At 46.1% G+C, this 19094-nt stretch carries 11 protein-coding genes; 10 read left to right on the top strand and 1 reads right to left on the bottom strand.

Translation table 11 applies throughout. From position 1 onward, the window contains the following. The first annotated feature begins 81 nt into the window (after positions 1-81). The 10 genes from M1L62_RS07560 to M1L62_RS07515 all read left to right on the top strand — a co-directional run bounded on the left by M1L62_RS07560 (position 82) and on the right by M1L62_RS07515 (position 17990). Entirely contained in the window at positions 82-3612 is a 3531-nt protein-coding gene (locus tag M1L62_RS07560) for a SusC/RagA family TonB-linked outer membrane protein (protein WP_254412423.1), read from the top strand. 24 nt (positions 3613-3636) lie between these two features. Beyond that, positions 3637-5103 carry a RagB/SusD family nutrient uptake outer membrane protein gene (locus M1L62_RS07555; RefSeq protein ID WP_254412422.1) on the top strand — a complete coding sequence of 489 codons (1467 nt, stop codon included), beginning with the start codon at positions 3637-3639 and terminating at the stop codon, positions 5101-5103. Positions 5104-5448: 345 nt separating this feature from the next. Next, entirely contained in the window at positions 5449-7011 is a 1563-nt protein-coding gene (locus M1L62_RS07550; protein ID WP_254412728.1) for an amidohydrolase, read from the top strand. A 301-nt stretch (positions 7012-7312) separates the two neighbouring features. Next, on the top strand, positions 7313-8887 hold the full coding sequence (locus M1L62_RS07545; RefSeq protein ID WP_374760298.1) for an amidohydrolase: 1575 nt from the start codon (positions 7313-7315) through the stop codon (positions 8885-8887). Between the two features lie 66 nt (positions 8888-8953). Beyond that, entirely contained in the window at positions 8954-9580 is a 627-nt protein-coding gene (locus M1L62_RS07540; protein ID WP_254412421.1) for an ABC transporter ATP-binding protein, read from the top strand. Between the two features lie 6 nt (positions 9581-9586). After that, the gene (locus M1L62_RS07535; protein WP_254412420.1) at positions 9587-10777 is read left to right on the top strand and encodes an ABC transporter permease; all 1191 of its coding nucleotides are present in this window, start codon (positions 9587-9589) and stop codon (positions 10775-10777) included. A gap of 3 nt (positions 10778-10780) precedes the next feature. Next, on the top strand, positions 10781-11227 hold the full coding sequence (locus M1L62_RS07530) for a DUF3299 domain-containing protein (RefSeq protein WP_254412419.1): 447 nt from the start codon (positions 10781-10783) through the stop codon (positions 11225-11227). Positions 11228-11262: 35 nt separating this feature from the next. Then, positions 11263-13812: a zinc-dependent metalloprotease gene (locus M1L62_RS07525; protein ID WP_254412418.1), complete on the top strand. Its 2550-nt coding sequence runs from the start codon at positions 11263-11265 to the stop codon at positions 13810-13812. A gap of 180 nt (positions 13813-13992) precedes the next feature. Further along, entirely contained in the window at positions 13993-16473 is a 2481-nt protein-coding gene (locus M1L62_RS07520; RefSeq protein ID WP_254412417.1) for a zinc-dependent metalloprotease, read from the top strand. 149 nt (positions 16474-16622) lie between these two features. Next, positions 16623-17990, top strand: a complete 1368-nt coding sequence (locus M1L62_RS07515; RefSeq protein ID WP_254412416.1) for a hypothetical protein — start codon at positions 16623-16625, stop codon at positions 17988-17990. 181 nt (positions 17991-18171) lie between these two features. Here M1L62_RS07515 and M1L62_RS07510 read toward each other — a convergent pair whose 3' ends face one another. Beyond that, on the bottom strand, positions 18172-19071 hold the full coding sequence (locus tag M1L62_RS07510) for an Rpn family recombination-promoting nuclease/putative transposase (RefSeq protein ID WP_254412415.1): 900 nt from the start codon (positions 19069-19071) through the stop codon (positions 18172-18174). Positions 19072-19094: the final 23 nt, after the last annotated feature.

Below are 19094 nucleotides of genomic sequence, written 5' to 3'. Positions count from 1 at the left end.
CGTAACGCCAATCACCCACTGATTCTGCTATCCCGTGTTGGAATTAATGTTTATTGCTTAACCCCAAACTAATCCAAAGGTATGAAAAATTGTACCAGAAGTTTACGGTCCATTGCCAAATGGACGACTAAAAGCGTATGCCTGTTTCTTTTTGTCTTTTTTTCGGGAATACAGCCGACTTATGCGGAACGTCATTTCCCCGGGCAAAGTCTTCAGGAGGTTACGATAGACCTGACACTCAAAGATAAAAGTCTGAAAGAGGCGCTCACGCTCATTAACAAAAAGACGGGCTTCCGTTTTATCTACAACGAGGAACTGGTGGCACCCTACAAGGTTAACATTGCCGTCAGCAAAAAACCGGTTAATGAAGTGCTGCATGAATTACTGAGCAGTACAAAACTGGATTATCGGGAGCAAAAACGGACGGTGGTTATCATCGAAAAAGAGCTGAAAACCACAGGTGAGGTTAAGAAAACGGAGATTTTGCTGGCTTCTCTGGTCAGACAAATGGAAAGAGAAATTGCCGGGGTAGTAACTGACGGTGAAAATGGAGATGCACTCCCGGGCGTAGCCGTGCTCATTAAAGGCACGTCCACAGGCACCATCACCGATATGAATGGAAAATACAGCATCAAAGTAGCAGACGGCGGGACGCCCGTTCTGGTATTTTCCTATGTGGGTTATGTTGGTCAGGAAATTGCGGTGACCAGCCAATCGGCTGTCAATGTGAAGCTTGCCAGCAGTACCAAACAATTGAGCGAATTAATGGTGGTAGGTTATGGCACACAGTCAAAAGAAGAATTTACGGGTTCTGCGGCGCGTGTATTGGGTGATAAACTGAAAGATATGCCGGTTCAGAGTTTTGACCAGGGGATGGCGGGCCGCGCAACCGGTGTGAGCATCGGACAGCCAAACGGTGTATTGAACAATCCGCCGGTAATCCGGATCCGCGGTGTAAATTCCATTTCACTGAGTTCTTTTCCGTTGATCGTTGTGGACGGTATTCCAATTAATACCGGTGATATTTCCGGCAATACTACGGTTGCCAATAATCCGCTGGGAGATATTAATCCGTCTGATATCGAATCGATTGACGTTTTGAAAGATGCGGCTTCTACTTCTATTTATGGTTCAAGAGCGGCAGCGGGGGTTTTGCTGATTACAACCAAAAGTGGTAAGGTAGGCAAGCCCAAGGTAAATTACGAAGGCTGGGCAGGTATCACCAAAGCAACACGTTTGCCAACAATGCTGGATGCACAGCAGTTTATGGATATTAAAAACGAGGCGGTTTTAAATGCAAAAATCCTGGGCGGTAATGCAACCAATGACGCTGTTGCTTCCCAATTGTTTTTTCCGTCCTACAATGCAGACGGTTCGATGATCGATACAAAATGGTATGATCAGGTGTATCAAACCGGTGTTTCTCAAAACCATAGTTTGAGTATTTCAGGCGGTTCAGAGTCGACGAAATATTACTTTTCGACCAATTACAGCAACCAGAAAGGGATATTGAAAACCAATGAATTTACGCGTAAGGCAGCCCGTTTTAATGTGGATCATAAATTCAATAACTGGCTTTCGTTTTCCAGCAATATCAATTACAACAACAGTCTGAATTCTTCGCCGAACACGGGTTCTCTGAGCGGAAATGCTTTTGGTCTGGTGGGATCTGCACGTCTGGCCTGGTTGTCAGCACCAAACGTTTCGCCTTACAACGCGGATGGGTCCTACAATCTGGCGTCCTCCAACACACTGGGCATGGGTGCGAATAAGGTCGTGAGTAATTTTTACAACCCGGTCCCGCTTTTGGATCTGAACAAATATACCTCTGAAAATGATCGTATCATTGCCAATTTTGGCGGAACTGTTAAAATCATCAAGGGGCTGACCTACAAGATGAACTACGCGATGGATCGTCTGAAAGTTGAAAACGTAACTTTTGAGAGTCCTGTGCATGGCCCAGGCTTTTCTACGAACGGAAGCGCGCAGAACATGAGTCGCACGATCAGCAACTGGAACTGGACCAATACATTAAGTTACAACACGTCCATTGCCACAAAACATAATATCTCTTTGCTGGCCGGTTATGATGTTCAGAAGTTTAATACGTCGAGCTGGGGTGCAAGGCGCACGCAGTTATCTGACCCTTTCTTTGACGAGTTTCAGGGAAGTTACGGGCAGATCGTTCCGATCACCAATGTCCTGACAGAAAGCGCGCTTGTATCAGTTTTCTCACGTTTTACCTATGATTATGATAAGCGTTATTTCTTTACTTTAAACTATCGCCGCGATGGAAACTCGGCGTTGGGAGCGGGGAAAAAATATGGAAATTTTGGCGGGGTTTCAGGGGGATGGACCTTGTCTGAGGAAGAGTTTTACAAAGACTCAAAACTGTCTGATATCATGAGCAGTGTGAAAATTAGAGCAAGCTGGGGCCGGGTGGGTAACTCGGGTGTCAGTCAGTATGGCTCGCTTGCACTTTATGAATCCTCGCTTTATGGAACAGCGCCAACCTGGAATTTCAGCCAGGGTGGAAACCCGGACTTGGGGTGGGAAACCAGCAACCAGACCAACGTAGGGGCGGATATCAGTTTCCTGAACGACCGCATTCAACTGGAAGCAACCTATTATGCCAACAGCGTGAATGGGCTGATCCTGAATGTACCACAGTCGCCGTCAAAAGGGATACCCGGCAATGCAATTTTCATGAACATCGGAAGTATGTATAACCATGGGATTGAACTTGGGATCAACGCGAGCGTGATCAGAAAGGGCAAATTCAGCTGGAATACGAGCATTAACTTTACCAAGAACAAAAACAAGGTTACCGAGCTTTACGGTCAGGGAACAGAACTTGTCGGCACTACGTCCACAGCGGCAGAGGCTACCAACATTACCCGGATCGGTTATTCGGTGGGTAGTCTTTACGGCGCCAAAACGGACGGTGTGAATCCTGAAAACGGACAGCGTATTTTCATTAATAAGGCGGGAGAAAAGGTTCAGTACAGTCACGTGGTACCTACGGGCGGCAGCCGCTGGACCTACCTTGACGGAAAACCTGCTGCGGCCATCGGCGTGAATGATTATTATCTTCTGGGAAATGCCCTGCCAACTTATTATGGAGGTTTTATCAACAACATCAAATACGGGCAGTTTGATCTCGGCGTGAATTTCACCTATTCGGGTGGTAATATGGTGATGAACGGGACGAAGGCGACCTGGCGTGACCAGCGTTTCTGGAATAACTCAACGGATGTACTGTCAAGATGGACAACACCGGGACAAAAAACGGATGTGCCCAAAGTGGTTTACGGTGATTTGCTTTCAAACGGATCATCCTGGCCGATTTCGGAAAATGCTGAAAAAGGCGATTTCCTGAGATTGCAGTCGGCATCGCTGGGTTACCGCGTTCCGACGGGCGGTTTGGCCAAGGTGGGTCTGGCTTCTTTGAGACTTTATGTACAGGTTTTCAACGCATTTATCCTGACCAAATACACGGGGACGGATCCGGAGATTTCGGTGAATGGCAATTCAAATACGACGCCGGGTGTTGAGAAAAACTCGATTCCACAAGGCCGTACTTTCACGTTTGGTGTAAACCTTGGATTCTAAGATCATTTTTAAATCAATTGAAAGATGAAAGAAATCAATATAAAATCAGCAAAACATTGGGTGCGTAAGGCGGCCTATCTGGCGTTGCCACTCGGGCTGGCACTAAGCTCCTGTGATGAAAACAAGCTGCTAAATCCGGTTCCCAATATCCAGTTGCAGGATGCCTTTCTTTTTGATACACCTGAAAGGGTCTTGGGGCAGGTGAACGGCATTTACACGGCTATGAAAATCGGTGATCTGTACGGCGGGAGATATCTGATGCTGGCGGATATCCGCGGAGAAGAATTTATCAACCGCACGCAAAATGTTTTTACTGGTTATGATGCATGGAGCCACACCGTAACGTCCGGATCCAATGACGCATCTTCTGCGTGGGGATCTTCCTACACGGCGATCAACTCGGCCAACCTGATTATCGACGGACTGGCAGCGCATCCGACAGCCGTGGATGCAGCACTCGCGGCACAATACCTGGCAGAGGCGAAGTTTGTCAGGGCGTTTTGTTATTTTGGACTTATTACCCGGTACGGGCAGCCTTATGCGAAGGACAAAGGTGCTTCCAAAGGGGTTCCGCTGAGGCTGAAAGGTGAGACTACGCCAGCCAATAACGATCTTGCCCGTAGTACCGTTGCGGAGGTTTACACGCAGATACTGAAAGATCTGGAAGAAGCCGAAGCCGGGCTGCCGCTGACTTACAGCACTGCGCTGTTGAATACTACGCGTGCACATAAAAACACGGCAAGGGCATTTAAAACGAGAGTTTATCTAACCATGGGTGATTACGAAAAAGTGATTACCGAGGCTAAAAAACTGGTTTCCGATGCTGCCCCTTTTTCAGCTCCAACAGGTGTGAAGAATACGTTGCAGGCCAATGTAGCTACGCCGTTTATGACGGATTATACGACCACAGAATCTATTTTCTCGATGCCCATGACGGTCTTGAATATCGTTGCAGGACAAAATTCACTGGCTTATACGTACAATCTCAACCTGGAATATAACCTGAATGCGTCGGGGATTCTTGGTGATAAAACCTGGTCTGCCACGGATGCGCGGAAAACGAATTTTACCCGTGTGGCCGGTGGGGTGACTTATTTGAAAAAGTACAACCAGACCAATCCTGCACTCGACTATGTGCCGTTGATACGTTATGCCGAAGTACTGCTTAACTACGCCGAAGCGGCAGCAAAAACGGGTGATTTAACAAAGGCAGTGGCTTTGCTGAAAGCCGTTCGTAACCGCTCGGATGCTGCTTATGTTTTTCCGGATGCGGATATTGCAACAGCAGATGCGCTTGTTAAGACAATTTGGATTGAAAGGCGGATCGAATTTCTGGGAGAGGGATTACGGTCGAATGACCTGCTTCGGAACCTGCTGACGATTCCTGCGAAGGGAAGCGGAGGGTTATCTTCGCCAGCCGTTGCACCTACACAGCCGGAATATATTTTCCCTATACCGAATGCAGAACTTTCAACAAATAAGCTGATTTAATTAATGGTTAATTCCGGGTCGCCGGTGCGATTAACAATTAACAATGTGTTGCGTATATAGTTTGCAGTTTGGTGTTTTCAGGCTGCAAACTGTGTGCTCTGTTCTTTTAAATTATTCGAGAGATCTGTGTGGATCTAATAAACGTCTTTGGTTTGAATTGATGTAAAACCTGAGCACCTGAGAATTGACAATTAACAACTAACAATTAATAATTAACCTTTAATCTGTTATGAAATGAAAAAGAATGGAAACAGATTTTTTCGGTACAAAAGTTTAATCGCAAAGGGGATATGCCTTGCCGGGACTTTTGCATTGAGCACACAATTAGTGACGGCGCAAACGAAAATGACGCCGGCCAAAATTGATGCTTTGAAAACAGAACTTGCCAAAGAAATCGACGGGCAGAAAAAGTTTTCCCAGGAAATGGTGGATATGATTTTCAGCTTTGGAGAACTTGGTTTTCAGGAGGTGGAAACGTCACGTTACTTAACCGATATTTTAAAGAAGAACGGATTTACAATCAAGGAAGGTATTTCCGGAGTTCCGACTGCCTGGACGGCAACCTGGGGTTCCGGAAAACCTGTTATTGCCGTGGGTAGTGATATTGACTGCATTCCGAAAGCTTCTCAGAAACCGGGCGTGTCTTATCATGACCCGATTGTGGAAGGTGCGCCGGGACATGGTGAAGGGCATAACTCGGGCCAGCCGCTGAATGTTACGGCGGTTCTGGCTTTGAAAAAAATCATGGAACGGGAGAAAATTCCGGGTACGATTATGCTATGGCCGGGTGTAGCGGAGGAACAACTCGCTACGAAAGCCTATTTCGTGCGTGACGGCTATTTCAAGGATGTGGATGCCTGTATTTTTACGCACGTGAGCAGTAATCTGGGTACGGCTTATGGAGATGGTGGGATGACGGGTATGATTTCTGTCCAGTTCAAGTTTGAAGGACAGGCTTCTCATGCGGGCGGAGCGCCATGGCGTGGGAGAAGTGCGTTGGATGCTGTGGAGCTGATGAATATTGGCTGGAATTACCACCGCGAACATATGGAGCCAACACAGCGCTCGCATTATGTGGTAACAGATGGAGGCGATCAGCCGAATGTGGTTCCATCCAAGGCTTCTGTCTGGTATTATTTCCGTGAACGTTCCTATCCGAAAATTATGCAGATGTATAAGGACGGGATCAAAATTGCCGAGGCGGCAGCAAAAATGACGGACACAAAAATGACGTATGAAGTGTTGGGAAGTGCCTGGCCGGGACATTTTAATCAGCCTATTGCAGAGGCGATGTATGAAAATATCAAAATGGTAGGTTTGCCAAAATGGAGTGAAGAGGATCAGACGCTGGCAAAAGCAGCTCAGAAAGAAATGCAGAGCCCAACGGATGAAGGCAAAGGAAATGAGGGGTTAGCGACAACGTTGGGAGTGCTCAGGAAACCGGCTGCAACACCGTCGGCAGGTGGGGGAGGATCGGACGATATTGCGGACATTTCCTGGAATCTGCCAACGATTGTGCTCGGTTATCCGTCCAACATTCCGGGGTTGCCTGGTCACCATTGGGCCAATGCGATTTCGATGGCAACGCCGATTGCACACAAAGGGGTTACGGCGGGAGCCAAAGCGGAAGCAATGACTTTGCTGGATCTTTTTGTAAAACCGGAAATATTGAAAAATGCCTGGACTTATTTTAACGAGGTACAAACGAAGGATACAAAATATATCCCGCTGATCTCGAAAACGGATAAGCCGGCCATTCAGCTGAACAAAAAGATCATGGAGGAATTCAGGCCGGAAATGAAAAAGTATTATTATGATCCTTCAAAATATCCGACTTATCTGGAACAGCTTGGAATCAAATACCCAACGACGACAAGGGAAGTGAATTCTGCGGGAACGGGGAAATGACTTTGGCTATCGGCTGTCAGTGATCGGCTTTTACAAAGCGAACGGACAGTGGTGGCAAAATCTATTTTAAGGTTCAAGTAAAAAACATAAGGCACGTCGGTAGAAAGTCTGGTTAACCAAAAAACTGACAGCCGATTGCTAAAAGCCGACAGCAAAAAATATGAACTCAAAAACTCCTATAAAAATGCCCGCGCAAAATCTGCTATCAACACTCGGCTTCCGTTCAGCAGCACCGACGGCCGACCGCCGAAAGCCGATCGCCCTTTTCGGTCTCGGTTGTTTTCTCAGCGCCTTTTTAGCTATGTCTGCTCCGGTTTCTGCGCAAACCAAAATGACTCCCGCAAAAATTGATGCGCTGAAAACCGAGCTGACAAAGGAAATCGACAAGCAGCAAAAATTTACGCAGGAGATGGTTGATATGGTTTTCAGTTTTGGCGAACTGGGTTTTCAGGAGACGGAAACTTCGAAATATCTCACAGACATTTTACAGAAAAACGGTTTTACCATTCAACAGGGTATCTCCGGAGTTCCCACGGCGTGGACGGCTACATGGGGCTCCGGAAAACCTGTTATTGCGGTGGGAAGTGATATCGATTGTATTCCCAAAGCTTCGCAAAAACCCGGTGTTTCCTATCACGATCCAATCATTGAAGGTGCTCCCGGCCATGGAGAAGGCCATAATTCCGGTCAGCCGTTAAACATTACTGCCGTGCTCGCCTTGAAAAAAGTGATGGAACGTGAGAAAATTCCGGGTACGATCATGTTGTGGCCTGGGGTTGCCGAAGAACAATTAGGGACAAAGGCTTACTACGTCCGTGACGGTTATTTCAAGGATGTGGACGCTTGTATTTTTACGCACGTCGCCAACAACATGAGCGTGTCTTACGGAGATCCAGGGAATAATGGTATGGTTTCGGCTCTTTTCAGTTTTGAAGGACAGGCTTCTCACGCGGGTGCTGCACCTTGGCGCGGCAAGAGTGCACTGGATGCCGTGGAGCTTACCAATATTGCCTGGAATTACCACCGTGAGCATATGGAAACCACGCAGCGGTCGCATTATGTGATTAAGGATGGTGGTGATCAGCCGAATGTGGTTCCTTCCAGGGCGTCGGTCTGGTATTATTTCCGTGAGCGGACCTATCCGAAAATTATGCAGATGTATAAGGACGGAATAAAAATCGCTGAGGGCGCGGCACAGATGACGGACACCAAAATGACTTATGAAGTTTTGGGAAGCGCATGGCCGGGACATTTTAACCAACCGATGGCAGAGGTTATGTATGAAAATATCAAAGCGGTGGGACTGCCAAAATGGACAGAAGACGATCAGATTCTTGCAAAAGCAGCGCAGAAAGAAATGGAAAATCCGGAAGGCGGCGCACTGGAAACTAACGGACTCGCGACGACATTGAGCCCCTTGGCCAAGCCTACTGCAACTTCAGGTTCGGGCGGTGGTGGTTCTGATGATATCGCCGATATTTCCTGGAATTTGCCAACGATCGTGTTAAGATATCCGGCCAACATTCCCGGGCTTCCCGGTCATCATTGGGCCAACGCGATTGCGATGGCTACACCTATTGCACATAAGGGCGTGACAGCGGGCGCCAAAGTGGAAGCAATGACTTTGCTGGATTTTTTTGTAAAACCGGAAGTCTTGAAAAATGCAAAAACATATTTTACGGACGTGCAGACGAAGGACGTGAAATATACGCCGTTGATCTCAAAAACAGATAAACCGGCTATTCACCTGAACGAAAAAATCATGCAGGAGTTTCGCCCCGAAATGAAAAAGTACTATTACGATCCGTCAAAATATCCGACTTATCTTGAACAATTGGGAATAAAATATCCAACGGTAAGGGAGACGGGGAAATAACTTGGGCTGTCAGCCGTCGGCGATAGCGCAAAGCCGATTACTGACGGCCGACAGCCAAGAAAATTTATGCTTGAAATCAGATCACTTTCACATCAGTACAATGCAGCGACTAAGCTCTCTTTTCCGGATTGGAATATCCGTAAAGGGGAGCAATGGCTGCTTTTGGGAGAATCCGGGAGTGGAAAAACGACGCTGCTCCATATGCTGACCGGAATTAAAAAACCGACATCGGGTGAGGTTTTTATCAATGAAACGAATTTGTATAAGCTTTCAAACCGGGCACTGGATCAATTTCGTGGTATACATATCGGGCTGGTTTTTCAGCAGCCACACCTGATCAGGAGTCTGACAGTGAAAGAAAATCTGACGATCGCGCAACAGTTTGCCGGGCTTAAAAAAGATCCGGGGAGAATCGATGAAGTTTTGACGGAGCTTGATATTGTCCAAAAAATCAATAGCTATCCCGGAGAGCTTAGCCAGGGGCAGTTGCAGCGGGCATCCATTGCGAGGGCGGTTTTAAACAAACCTTCGTTGCTGATTGCGGATGAACCGACTTCGAGCCTGGATAATAAAAATGCAAAAGCTGTAATCAATTTGCTGCTGAAACTTTCCGTCGCCGGTGGGTCAACGCTCGTTGTATCCACACACGATGAGCGGGTGAAAGAGGCTTTTTCAAAAGAATATAGGTTATAATCACAGATGAATTCGATTCAGATCAGTTGGAAAAGCTTGCTGTTTAATCGGTTAACATTCTTTTTGAATGTGTTGTTAATCGCGTTTGGGACAGGTATGCTGACTTTGCTGCTACTCGGTTTCACGCAAGCCGGTGAAAAACTGAAAGGAAATGCACGGGGGATAGATCTGGTCGTTGGCGCAAAGGGGAGTCCGTTGCAGCTGATTTTGAGCAGTATTTATTTTATCGATTTTCCGACCGGGAACATTTCGCTGGAAGATGCGCAGCATTTATCCCGGAATCCGATGGTCAAACGCGCCGTGCCACTGGCTTTGGGTGATAATTATGCCGGTTTCCGAATCGTAGGTACGGATACCAGTTTTATAAATCTGTATCATTTAAAGTTGGCGGAGGGGAAGTTCTGGAAAAATGATTTTGATGTGGTAATCGGTTCAGAGGTTGCGCGGGTTAAAAAACTGAAAATCGGCGATAAATTTCATGGCTCGCACGGGTTAAGTTCAGACCAAGATATTCACGAGGGAAGCCAGAATCTGATTACAGGCGTGTTAGCCCCAACCGGAAATGCCACGGATAACCTCGTGCTGACAGGCGTTGAAAGTATCTGGAAAATGCACGGAATGGAAAGCGGTGATCATGCAAGTGACGATATAGGTAAAAGAGAAATTACGTCGCTGCTGATTCAGTACCGTTCGCGTATGTCGATTGTACTTTTTCCAATGCTGGTCAACAAATCGACATCCATGCAGGCCGCGTCTCCGGCAAAGGAAAGTGCGCGCTTGTTTTCACTGATAGGGATCGGGGTTGAAACTGCGGAGTGGTTTGCGTTTACCCTGATGTTTATTGCGGCGGTCAGTGTTTTTGTGAGTTTGTATAATTCCCTGAAAGAGCGGATGTATGACCTGGCCGTCATGCGGGTAACGGGGGCTTCCCAGTTCAGGATTTTTAATATCATCCTGCTGGAAGGTGTGATGCTTACCACCATCGGATCCGTGCTGGGCATGCTAGCCGGGCATATCTGCCTGGATCTCATTGGCCGTTTTCAGGATTCACCCCAGGCCAGATTGACCGGGTTTTACTTTATGCCGGAAGAGCTGTATCTTATTGCTGCCGGGTTTTTTATTGGAATTCTGGCGTCCATTTTGCCGGCAATCCAGGCTTACCGGGCCGATATTTCAAAAACGATTTCAAAAGGTTAGGTTATGTTACTGAAAAAAGTGGTTCTCCTTTTTCTCTTTTTGGCTTCTGCTGCGGTTTTAAAAGCGCAGCCACCGACGCACATTCCGTTGATGAACAATACCTGGAAGCTGATTGCAGAAAGAACGTATAAGAAGAATAAGGATTTCAAAATGGTGCCGGCATTTCCTGCCAGGCTGGAAGCTTTGCAGAACAAAATTGTTGAGCTTCCCGGTTACATCATCCCGATTAACGCCGACCTGAATCATTCAGAATTTATGCTCGCCGTGGTACCCATGGATCAGTGTCCGTACTGCGGACAGGGAGACGTTCCCTCGATGGTGGAGGTGAAAATGGGCAGGGAATTAAGTTATACAGATAAGCCGGTGAAACTTCGGGGGAAGCTGATGCTGAATAAAACCGGAGATCTGCGTTCTGAAATTTTTCTTCTTAACGCCGAATTAGTAAAATAAAATTTCGAAATTATTGACAAAATAACTCCTGTACTATGAAATTAAGTTTTAATACACTGGCCGTCTTACTGGCTGCGGGTTCTGTTTCTTATGCGCAAAATCAGCCTTCCGGAGGCGCTGCACCGGCCCGGCAAGCGGTGACGCCTGCGACAAGTATTTCGGCATTAACCCAGGGATTGAAGAAATACGAAGGCTTTTTTAATTTTTACTACGACGAAAAAACGGGGAAGGTATTTCTGGAAGTGGATAAACTCGACAAGGAATTTCTATATTTCTCTTCTTTAACCGATGGTGTCGGAAGCGGTGGTCCTGAACGCGGACAGGCCTCGTCGGCCATCGCGAAGTTTGTCAAAGTAGGTTCGAAAGTATTATTGGTTGAACCGGTTTACAGCTACCGGGCTATCACCCAAAATCCTGACGAGAAGAAAGCGGTTGAAAATGCGTTTGCCAAATCGGTGATCTGGGGTTTTGTTCCGGCTGCTATCGAGGGGGATAAAATTCTGGTAGATCTGACCCCTTTCATTATCCGCGACAGCCAGAACATTGCTTCGCGTTTGGGAGTAAGGAGAGCGGCCGGGCCTGTTGCCGTTCCGCAGCCGGCTGGTGGTGGTGGAACGTATCGGGTAGACGAAACACGTTCGGTTTTATATCTTGATAACACCAAAAATTTCCCCAAAAATACGGAATTTGAAGCGTTGATTACTTTTACCGGCGGGAATCCGAATACCGGATTTTTTGGTGGCGGACCGGGAATAGCTCCCGATCCTAGCGCAGTGACCGTGAACATGCACCAGTCTTTTGTGGAACTTCCGGACGCTAATTTCAAAACGCGGAAGTTTGATACGCGCTCGGCTTTTGGGATGTTCAGTTATATGGATTTTTCGGCGCCAATGAATGAACCGATCGTTAAAAAGTTTATTCGCCGTCACCGTCTTGAAAAGAAAAATCCGGGTTCGGCGCCGAGTGAGGCGGTTAAACCCATTGTTTATTATATTGATCGAGGCGCACCCGGACCTGTGAAAACGGCGCTTATCGAAGGCGGCGCTTTCTGGAATGAGGCTTTTGAGGCCGCAGGTTTTAAAAACGCATTTCAGGTAAAGGAGCTTCCTGAGGGCGCTGACCCAATGGATATCCGTTACAACGTGGTCAACTGGGTGAACCGCAATGGCAGTCCGCGCGGTTTCTCGTACGGTTCTTCTTACATCGATCCGCGTACGGGTGAAATTATCAAAGGGGTAGTCACACTTGGTTCTGACCGTCACCGTCAGGATTATCTTATTGCCGAAGGTTTGTTGCAGCCATATGAGGATGGTAAACCAGTTCCCAAAGCGATGCAGGAGCTTGCCCTTGCGCGTGTGCGACAACTTTCTGCGCACGAAATTGGTCATACACTGGGCTTTAACCACAACTTTGCAGCCAGTCCGAAAGACAGAGCTTCGGTTATGGATTATCCTTTTCCTAAATTTTCTTTGAAGGCAGACGGCACGGTAGATATCTCCGATTCTTATGCCAAAGGGATTGGAAGCTGGGATAAACGTGCTGTGATGTGGGGATATACCGAATTTCCAAAAGGCGTGAATGAGGAGGAAGGATTGGAGAAAATCATGCAGGAAACATTAAAACAGGGCTTCATCTACATCCCTGATATTGGCGGAAATGCACATCCTACCTCTCACCAGTGGGACGATGGCGCAAACCCAATCGATCAGATGACCAATATCATGGCCGTGCGGAGAAAAGTACTTGACAATTTCTCCGAAAAAGCCATTCAAAAAGGAGAGCCGATGGCTACGATCGAAGAGGTTTTAGTACCGGTTTATTTGCTGCATCGTTATCAGGTAGAGGCCGTTGCCAAATCCGTAGGTGGCTTGTACTTTACCCATGCTGTTAAAAATGACGGGCAGGTGATAACCCGGATGGTTGAACCCAAAGAACAGTGGAGAGCGCTGGAATCTTTGTTGGGAACGATTTCGCCGGAGGCGCTTGCTTTGCCTGAGGCTTTGATTAAAAAAATCCCGCCTCGCCCGTCGGGTTATCCGGCCAGTCTGGAAACTTTTTCAGGACATACGGGGCCAACATTTGATCCTATTGCTGCTGCGGAGACTGCCGCCGGTACCACTTTGTCGTACTTGCTTAATCCTGAGCGTGCTGCCCGCTTGATCGAGTACAATGCAAGGGATGAAAAACAGCCTGGCCTTATGCCGGTGATCGATAAAATCCTGGAAAGCACCTGGAAAGCGCCGGTTGTTACAGGGTATAAGGGTGAGCTTCAGACATTGGTGAATAACCTTTCGCTGAAATACCTGTTGCGACTTGCGGCGGATTCCAAAGCACCGGAAAGTGTTCGTGGTGAGGCGCTTTTAAAAGTAAGCGAACTGGGCGACTGGATGAAAGGAAAGCTGGGCAGTGCAGCGCCGAAGCAAAAAGCGAACCTGCTGTTCGGACTTTCGCAAATTGATGAATTTGGGAAAAATCCAAACAAGTTTGAACCGGCCTCAGTTTTGGATATGCCTCCTGGGGCTCCGATTATGGGACTCATGGACTTTATGGGCTGCTCGCAAACGCACACTGGCGATGGGCAATAACGAAATATCAGGTGTAGGTTCCGTGATCGCTGCGCGTTTCTGTCGGAAAACTCCGTTGTGAAGTTTGTTGTAATATCGGTTTAAAATACAATGGCGGGCCAGGATAAGTCGTGGAATTGATCTCAAATTTCAGGATACCTGCCCGCCTTTATCTTTCCATCCAGTCAGAACATCCAGGATATGAAAATACATACGCTTGTGGCGGCAGCAGTGCTCTCCGTCCATGGTTATTCCTTTGCCCAGAATGTATCACCCAACGCCAATTTAGCAGCGCAAAACAAACCTGTTCAGGCGCAAACGATATCAGCTAAAACGGCCGGGATGAAAAAAAATGAAGGTTACTTCAATTTTTACTATGACGAAAAAGACGGCAGAGTTTTTCTTGAAATTCCTGACAAAATGTTTGATCAGGAATTTTTATATGTCAATTCGATGCCAAGTGGCGGCGGTGGGGCGGGGGACAGAGGAACCGTGGGAGGATACCGCATCGTGAAATTTATAATGGTGGGGCCAAAAGTTTTTTTGACTTTGCCTAATTACGATTACAGGGCAGACACGGATAACATCGAGGAAAGGAAATCGGTGGCTGAGTCATTTCCACAATCCATTATCTGGGCTTTTAAGCCCGAGGTGAAGGAAGACGGGAAAGTACTGGTTGACTTAACCGGTTTCCTGCTTCGCGACAGCCAAAAGGCTGGGGAACGTCTTGGCGGTACTGGATTTCGTCCGGCAGCGCCTGCCAACATGTACCGGGTTGATGAAACAAGATCAGCCGTTGCAATCGCCAATACCAAGAGTTTTCCAAAGAATACGGAATTTGAGGCATTGCTGACTTTCTCGGGCGCGGGTGGTAATGAGCGGAGTTATTTTAGTGGCGGGCCCGGAACTGCGCCAAAAGCTCCGGATCCCAATTCGATTACACTGCGCAATCATCATTCTTTTATCGAACTGCCGGATAACAATTACAAAAAACGGGAATTTGATCCGCGTTCGGGTTATAACTCCATGGATTACTTTGATTTTGCAGCTTCCATAGAACAGCCGATTGTTAAAAAATACATCAGACGGTGGCGCCTTGAAAAGAAAAATCCCGGCGCGGAGAAAAGTGAAGCCGTAAAACCAATCATCTATTATGTCGACAGAGGTGCACCTGCCGGGATCAAAAAAGCGCTGATCGAAGGTGCTTCATGGTGGAATCAGGCGTTTGAAGCTGCGGGCTTTATCAATGCCTTTCAGGTGAAAGAATTGCCTGAAGGAGCCGATCCGATGGATATCCGTTACAGCATTATCAACTGGGTTCATCGTCCGACCCGTGGCTATTCAAACGGAATCGGGATTTTCGATCCGCGAACCGGAGAGATAATCAAAGGGCAGGTGACGCTTGGTTCGATGCGGGAAAGGCAGGATTTTCTGATTTTACAAGGGTTAACACAGCCTTATGGTGAGGATAAAACGGCTCCACAAAAAGCAGTTGATCAGGCTATGGCACGGATCAGGCAGCTGGCTGCACACGAGGTAGGCCACACGCTTGGTCTTTATCACAATCATATGTCGAGCAGCAACGACAGGTCTTCTGTAACCGATTATCCTTTCCCGAAAGTGACGCTGAAAAAAGACGGGACGATTGATGTTTCCGAGGCTTACACCAAGGGTATCGGTGTTTATGACAAACGGTCCATTTTGTGGGGTTATGCTGAATTTAAAAAAGGTGAAAACGAAAAGGCAGCTCTGGAAAAAATTATGCAGGAATCGATCAGGCAGGGGCAGATTTTCATGTTTGATCTGGGCGTACATCCGCAATCAGCGCATTGGGATAACACTGCCGACGCCAGCGCCGAATTGTTACGATTAATGGAAATACGGAAAAGGGTACTCGCTGGTTTCTCGGAAAAGGCAATTCCGGTCGGTGCGCCTATGGCAACTTTGGAGGAAGTTCTGGTGCCTCTTTATCTCCTGCATCGTTATCAGCTTCTGGCCACCTCTTATCTCCTCGGGGGCATGAATTATCGTTACGGATTACGAGGAGACGGCCAGCCTGTGACCGAAATGCTGGATCCCAAAGAGCAGGAAAAAGCATTGAATGCAATTCTTTCGGCAATAACCCCGGCCGAATTGGCCATTCCGGAAAAACTCATTAAATCATTGCCGCCTTATCCCATCGGATATTCCAAAACCCAAGAAAATTTTAAAGGGTATACTGGCATTACTTTTGATCCGGTTGGCGCCGCTGAATCATTAGCAGGGGACTGTATTTCGTTGCTTCTGGATCCGGAAAGAGCTGCCCGGCTTTTGGAATTTAATGGCAGGGATGTCCAACAGCCCGGCTTAATTGGCGTTTTGGACAAATTAAACGAACAAATCTGGAAGTCTGCTCCGATACCGGGTTATCAGGGTGATTTACAAAGCATGGTTCGTAAGGTTTATCTCAAAAATCTGCTTGGACTGGCTGCCAATACCGCAGCCTCTGACAACGTCCGTGCGACTGTTTTGGGAGAAATTGATACCTTGAAAACCTGGATGATCTCACAGAAAAATACGACGGATGTAAAGTTGAAAGGAGATATTTTATTCAGTTTATTGCAAATCAGTCAGTTCGAATCAGATCCCGATAAATTTAAACCGACACCGCCAGCAACCATGCCGGCAGGTTCTCCAATTTGATTTTGAATGCCGGAAAGTGCGGCCCGATACTTGTTCATTGGGCTGCACTTTTAACGGTATAATAATTAACGATTAAATTATTTAGGTACGGTTACATATCTGACTTTTACAGGTTACATTTGGATAAACATCACCAATCATAAAAGCCAATGAGACCTGTAATTTTCCTCCTTCTATTAATGATTTCTTCACCCTCTTTTAGTCAGATTATCTTCGAACCGGAGCTGACCTGGGAACAGGCTGCCAAAAAAGCAAAGGCTGAAAACAAGCTGATTTTTATTCATTTGGAAGGCAACAAATGCCAGCAATGTAATGAAGTTGCTTCCCAGGGCTTTAATTCAGGAGTTTTGAGGGAGAAATTTGCTGTCAATTTTATTTCGCTTCGCGTCAACGTTGAAACGGAAGCAGGTAAAAAACTTACAGAGAAATTCGGGATTAAGGGTTCTCTTGTTTCTTTATTTGTAGATCCGCAGGGAAATATTTTACATCGTTATGAGGGTTCTACGAGCGCCGGTTTTATTTATGCCGAACAAGCAGATATTGCATTGAGCAGACGCGGAGGAAAACAGCTGGACCAATTTATAAAAGAATATGAGGGAGGACAAAGATCTTTGCCGTTTTTGAAAGAGTATATCGTGAAGCGAAAACAAAGCTCTCTTTCTGTTGAGGATCTTTTGGACGAATATATTACCTTGCTACCTGCGGACTCCCTGAAAAACTATAATACGATCAGATATATTTACGCCCAAGGCCCTTCGCTGGAGAGCAAAGCCTACAAGAGTATTCAAGCTGTTGCTCCCAAGACTTTGATGGACAGTATTTACAGAACAGTTCCTTTTAGTGAGGCAGTTGCGATGAACAATGCCATCATTAATACTTCATTCAAGAAGGCTGTGGATAAGAAAGATCGTGAGTTGGCGTATACCGTTAGCAGATTTTCCGCGAACTCCTATATGCCTGATATTACGAAAGGGATGCTTGCTTTTAACCGAAGTATTTTGCGTTATTTCTATTTTGTAAAAGATACTTCAAGGTATTTTCTGGAAACCCGGAGATTTTTAGGGCAGGTTCATCAGCGGCTTACAGTTGATTCCCTTTTAAAAATGGATGAAAAGGAGTTTCGTAATCAGCCATTTCCCAAGGAGACGCCTTCTAAGGAAGTGTCAATACAAAGAGTTGGTTTTACTGCTCCGTCACAATTTTTCCATATCGAGCTGAATGAACACGCCTGGCACTTTTATGAAATGGCTAGAAAAAAGGAAGATCTTGAAAATGCCTTACAATGGTCGCAGTTATCGATGGCCTGGTTTGACGAGCTGACTAAAAATAAGCAACATCCCATGAGGCTAGGAAACGCAGCGTACCTGGATACCTACGCACATATTCTGTACAAACTTGAAAGAAGGAATGAAGCGATCGAGTGGCAAACCAAAGCAGTTGAAGTTCAGAAAGTAACCGGGCATCCAACGGGTTCTTTCGAAGCAACATTAGCAAAGATGAAAGAGGGTAAATTGTGATACACGTTGCAATATCAACGGCAAGTCCGGTATGAACGACTGATCCTGAATATGATACCAAGTCTATGCCTGAAAATTAATTGACTTGTAATGAGGTTTTTATGCCGGTATAAAGTAACAAAACTGTCCGAATGAGACAGTTTTGGTCAGTGTTGGACAAGCGAAGATATGTAGCCTAAACTCATTTCTTGGCATCAACAATAGCTTTGACATTGTTGACTAAAGCCTCTGAAACGCCGGTGAGCGCCGCGATTTTTGACGTTGAGAAATCTGTATTTAAGAGAAGGTTTTTAACGATATCTGTTTTTCCTCTTTCAATCCCTTTCTCAATAAAAATATCCAGCGTGCTCATGATCGTTTCTTTTAATACTATGGGCAATGATTCTATTATTTCTAAAATTTGTTTTTCCTGCAATGAGCTGTTACTGAACAAATAAATGATCAGATTCTTTTGCAATTTTTCCGAAGCTTCCTGCGCAAGAATCAGAATCCGTTGGGCATTAATTTCTAACCAATCTTTGTGAAAGCTATGTTTTAAAGCGAGTAACGAGGCAACCAAAAATTTGTTGTTAAGAATTTCAACCTGTTCGTCAGCAATGTCTCCAAGATTGTTGTAAACATAATCAAAATCAGGAAGATAATGACGCCAGGCAGGCTCTAATTTTTTGAACGTGGATGACAACGTCTGGTATTTCCATTTTCCTTTTCCATGATAGAGCAATACTGGAATTATCATGGAAAGTTCTTCTTTATTCTCAATCTGTTTTTGCAATCCTGAAAAAATATAACCGCCGATCTGAATAGGAGTGTATTGATCAGGGTAGCTTTTGTGTTCAATCAGCAAGCAGATTTTTATATGTTCTTTGCTGTCCTTTTTTTTACAAACATAAACAATATCGGAAATGGATTTTCGAAGTTGCTCAGATAGGTAAGTGTCGGTGATTTGCGTAAGTGTTGAAAAATCCAGCTTATCGGAAACATACGACGGGAGGTAATTTTCAAAATAATCAATCGCAATGCGCTTGTCGGACCGGATCGCACGAATGAAATGATCATGAATAGTGGTGTGTATTTTGCTCATCTTTAAAGATAATTCAATTGAGA

The sequence above is a fragment of the Dyadobacter diqingensis genome (assembly GCF_024220585.1).
GTDB classification, from domain to species: domain Bacteria; phylum Bacteroidota; class Bacteroidia; order Cytophagales; family Spirosomataceae; genus Dyadobacter; species Dyadobacter diqingensis.
This window is presented reverse-complemented; position numbering and strand designations above follow the sequence as displayed.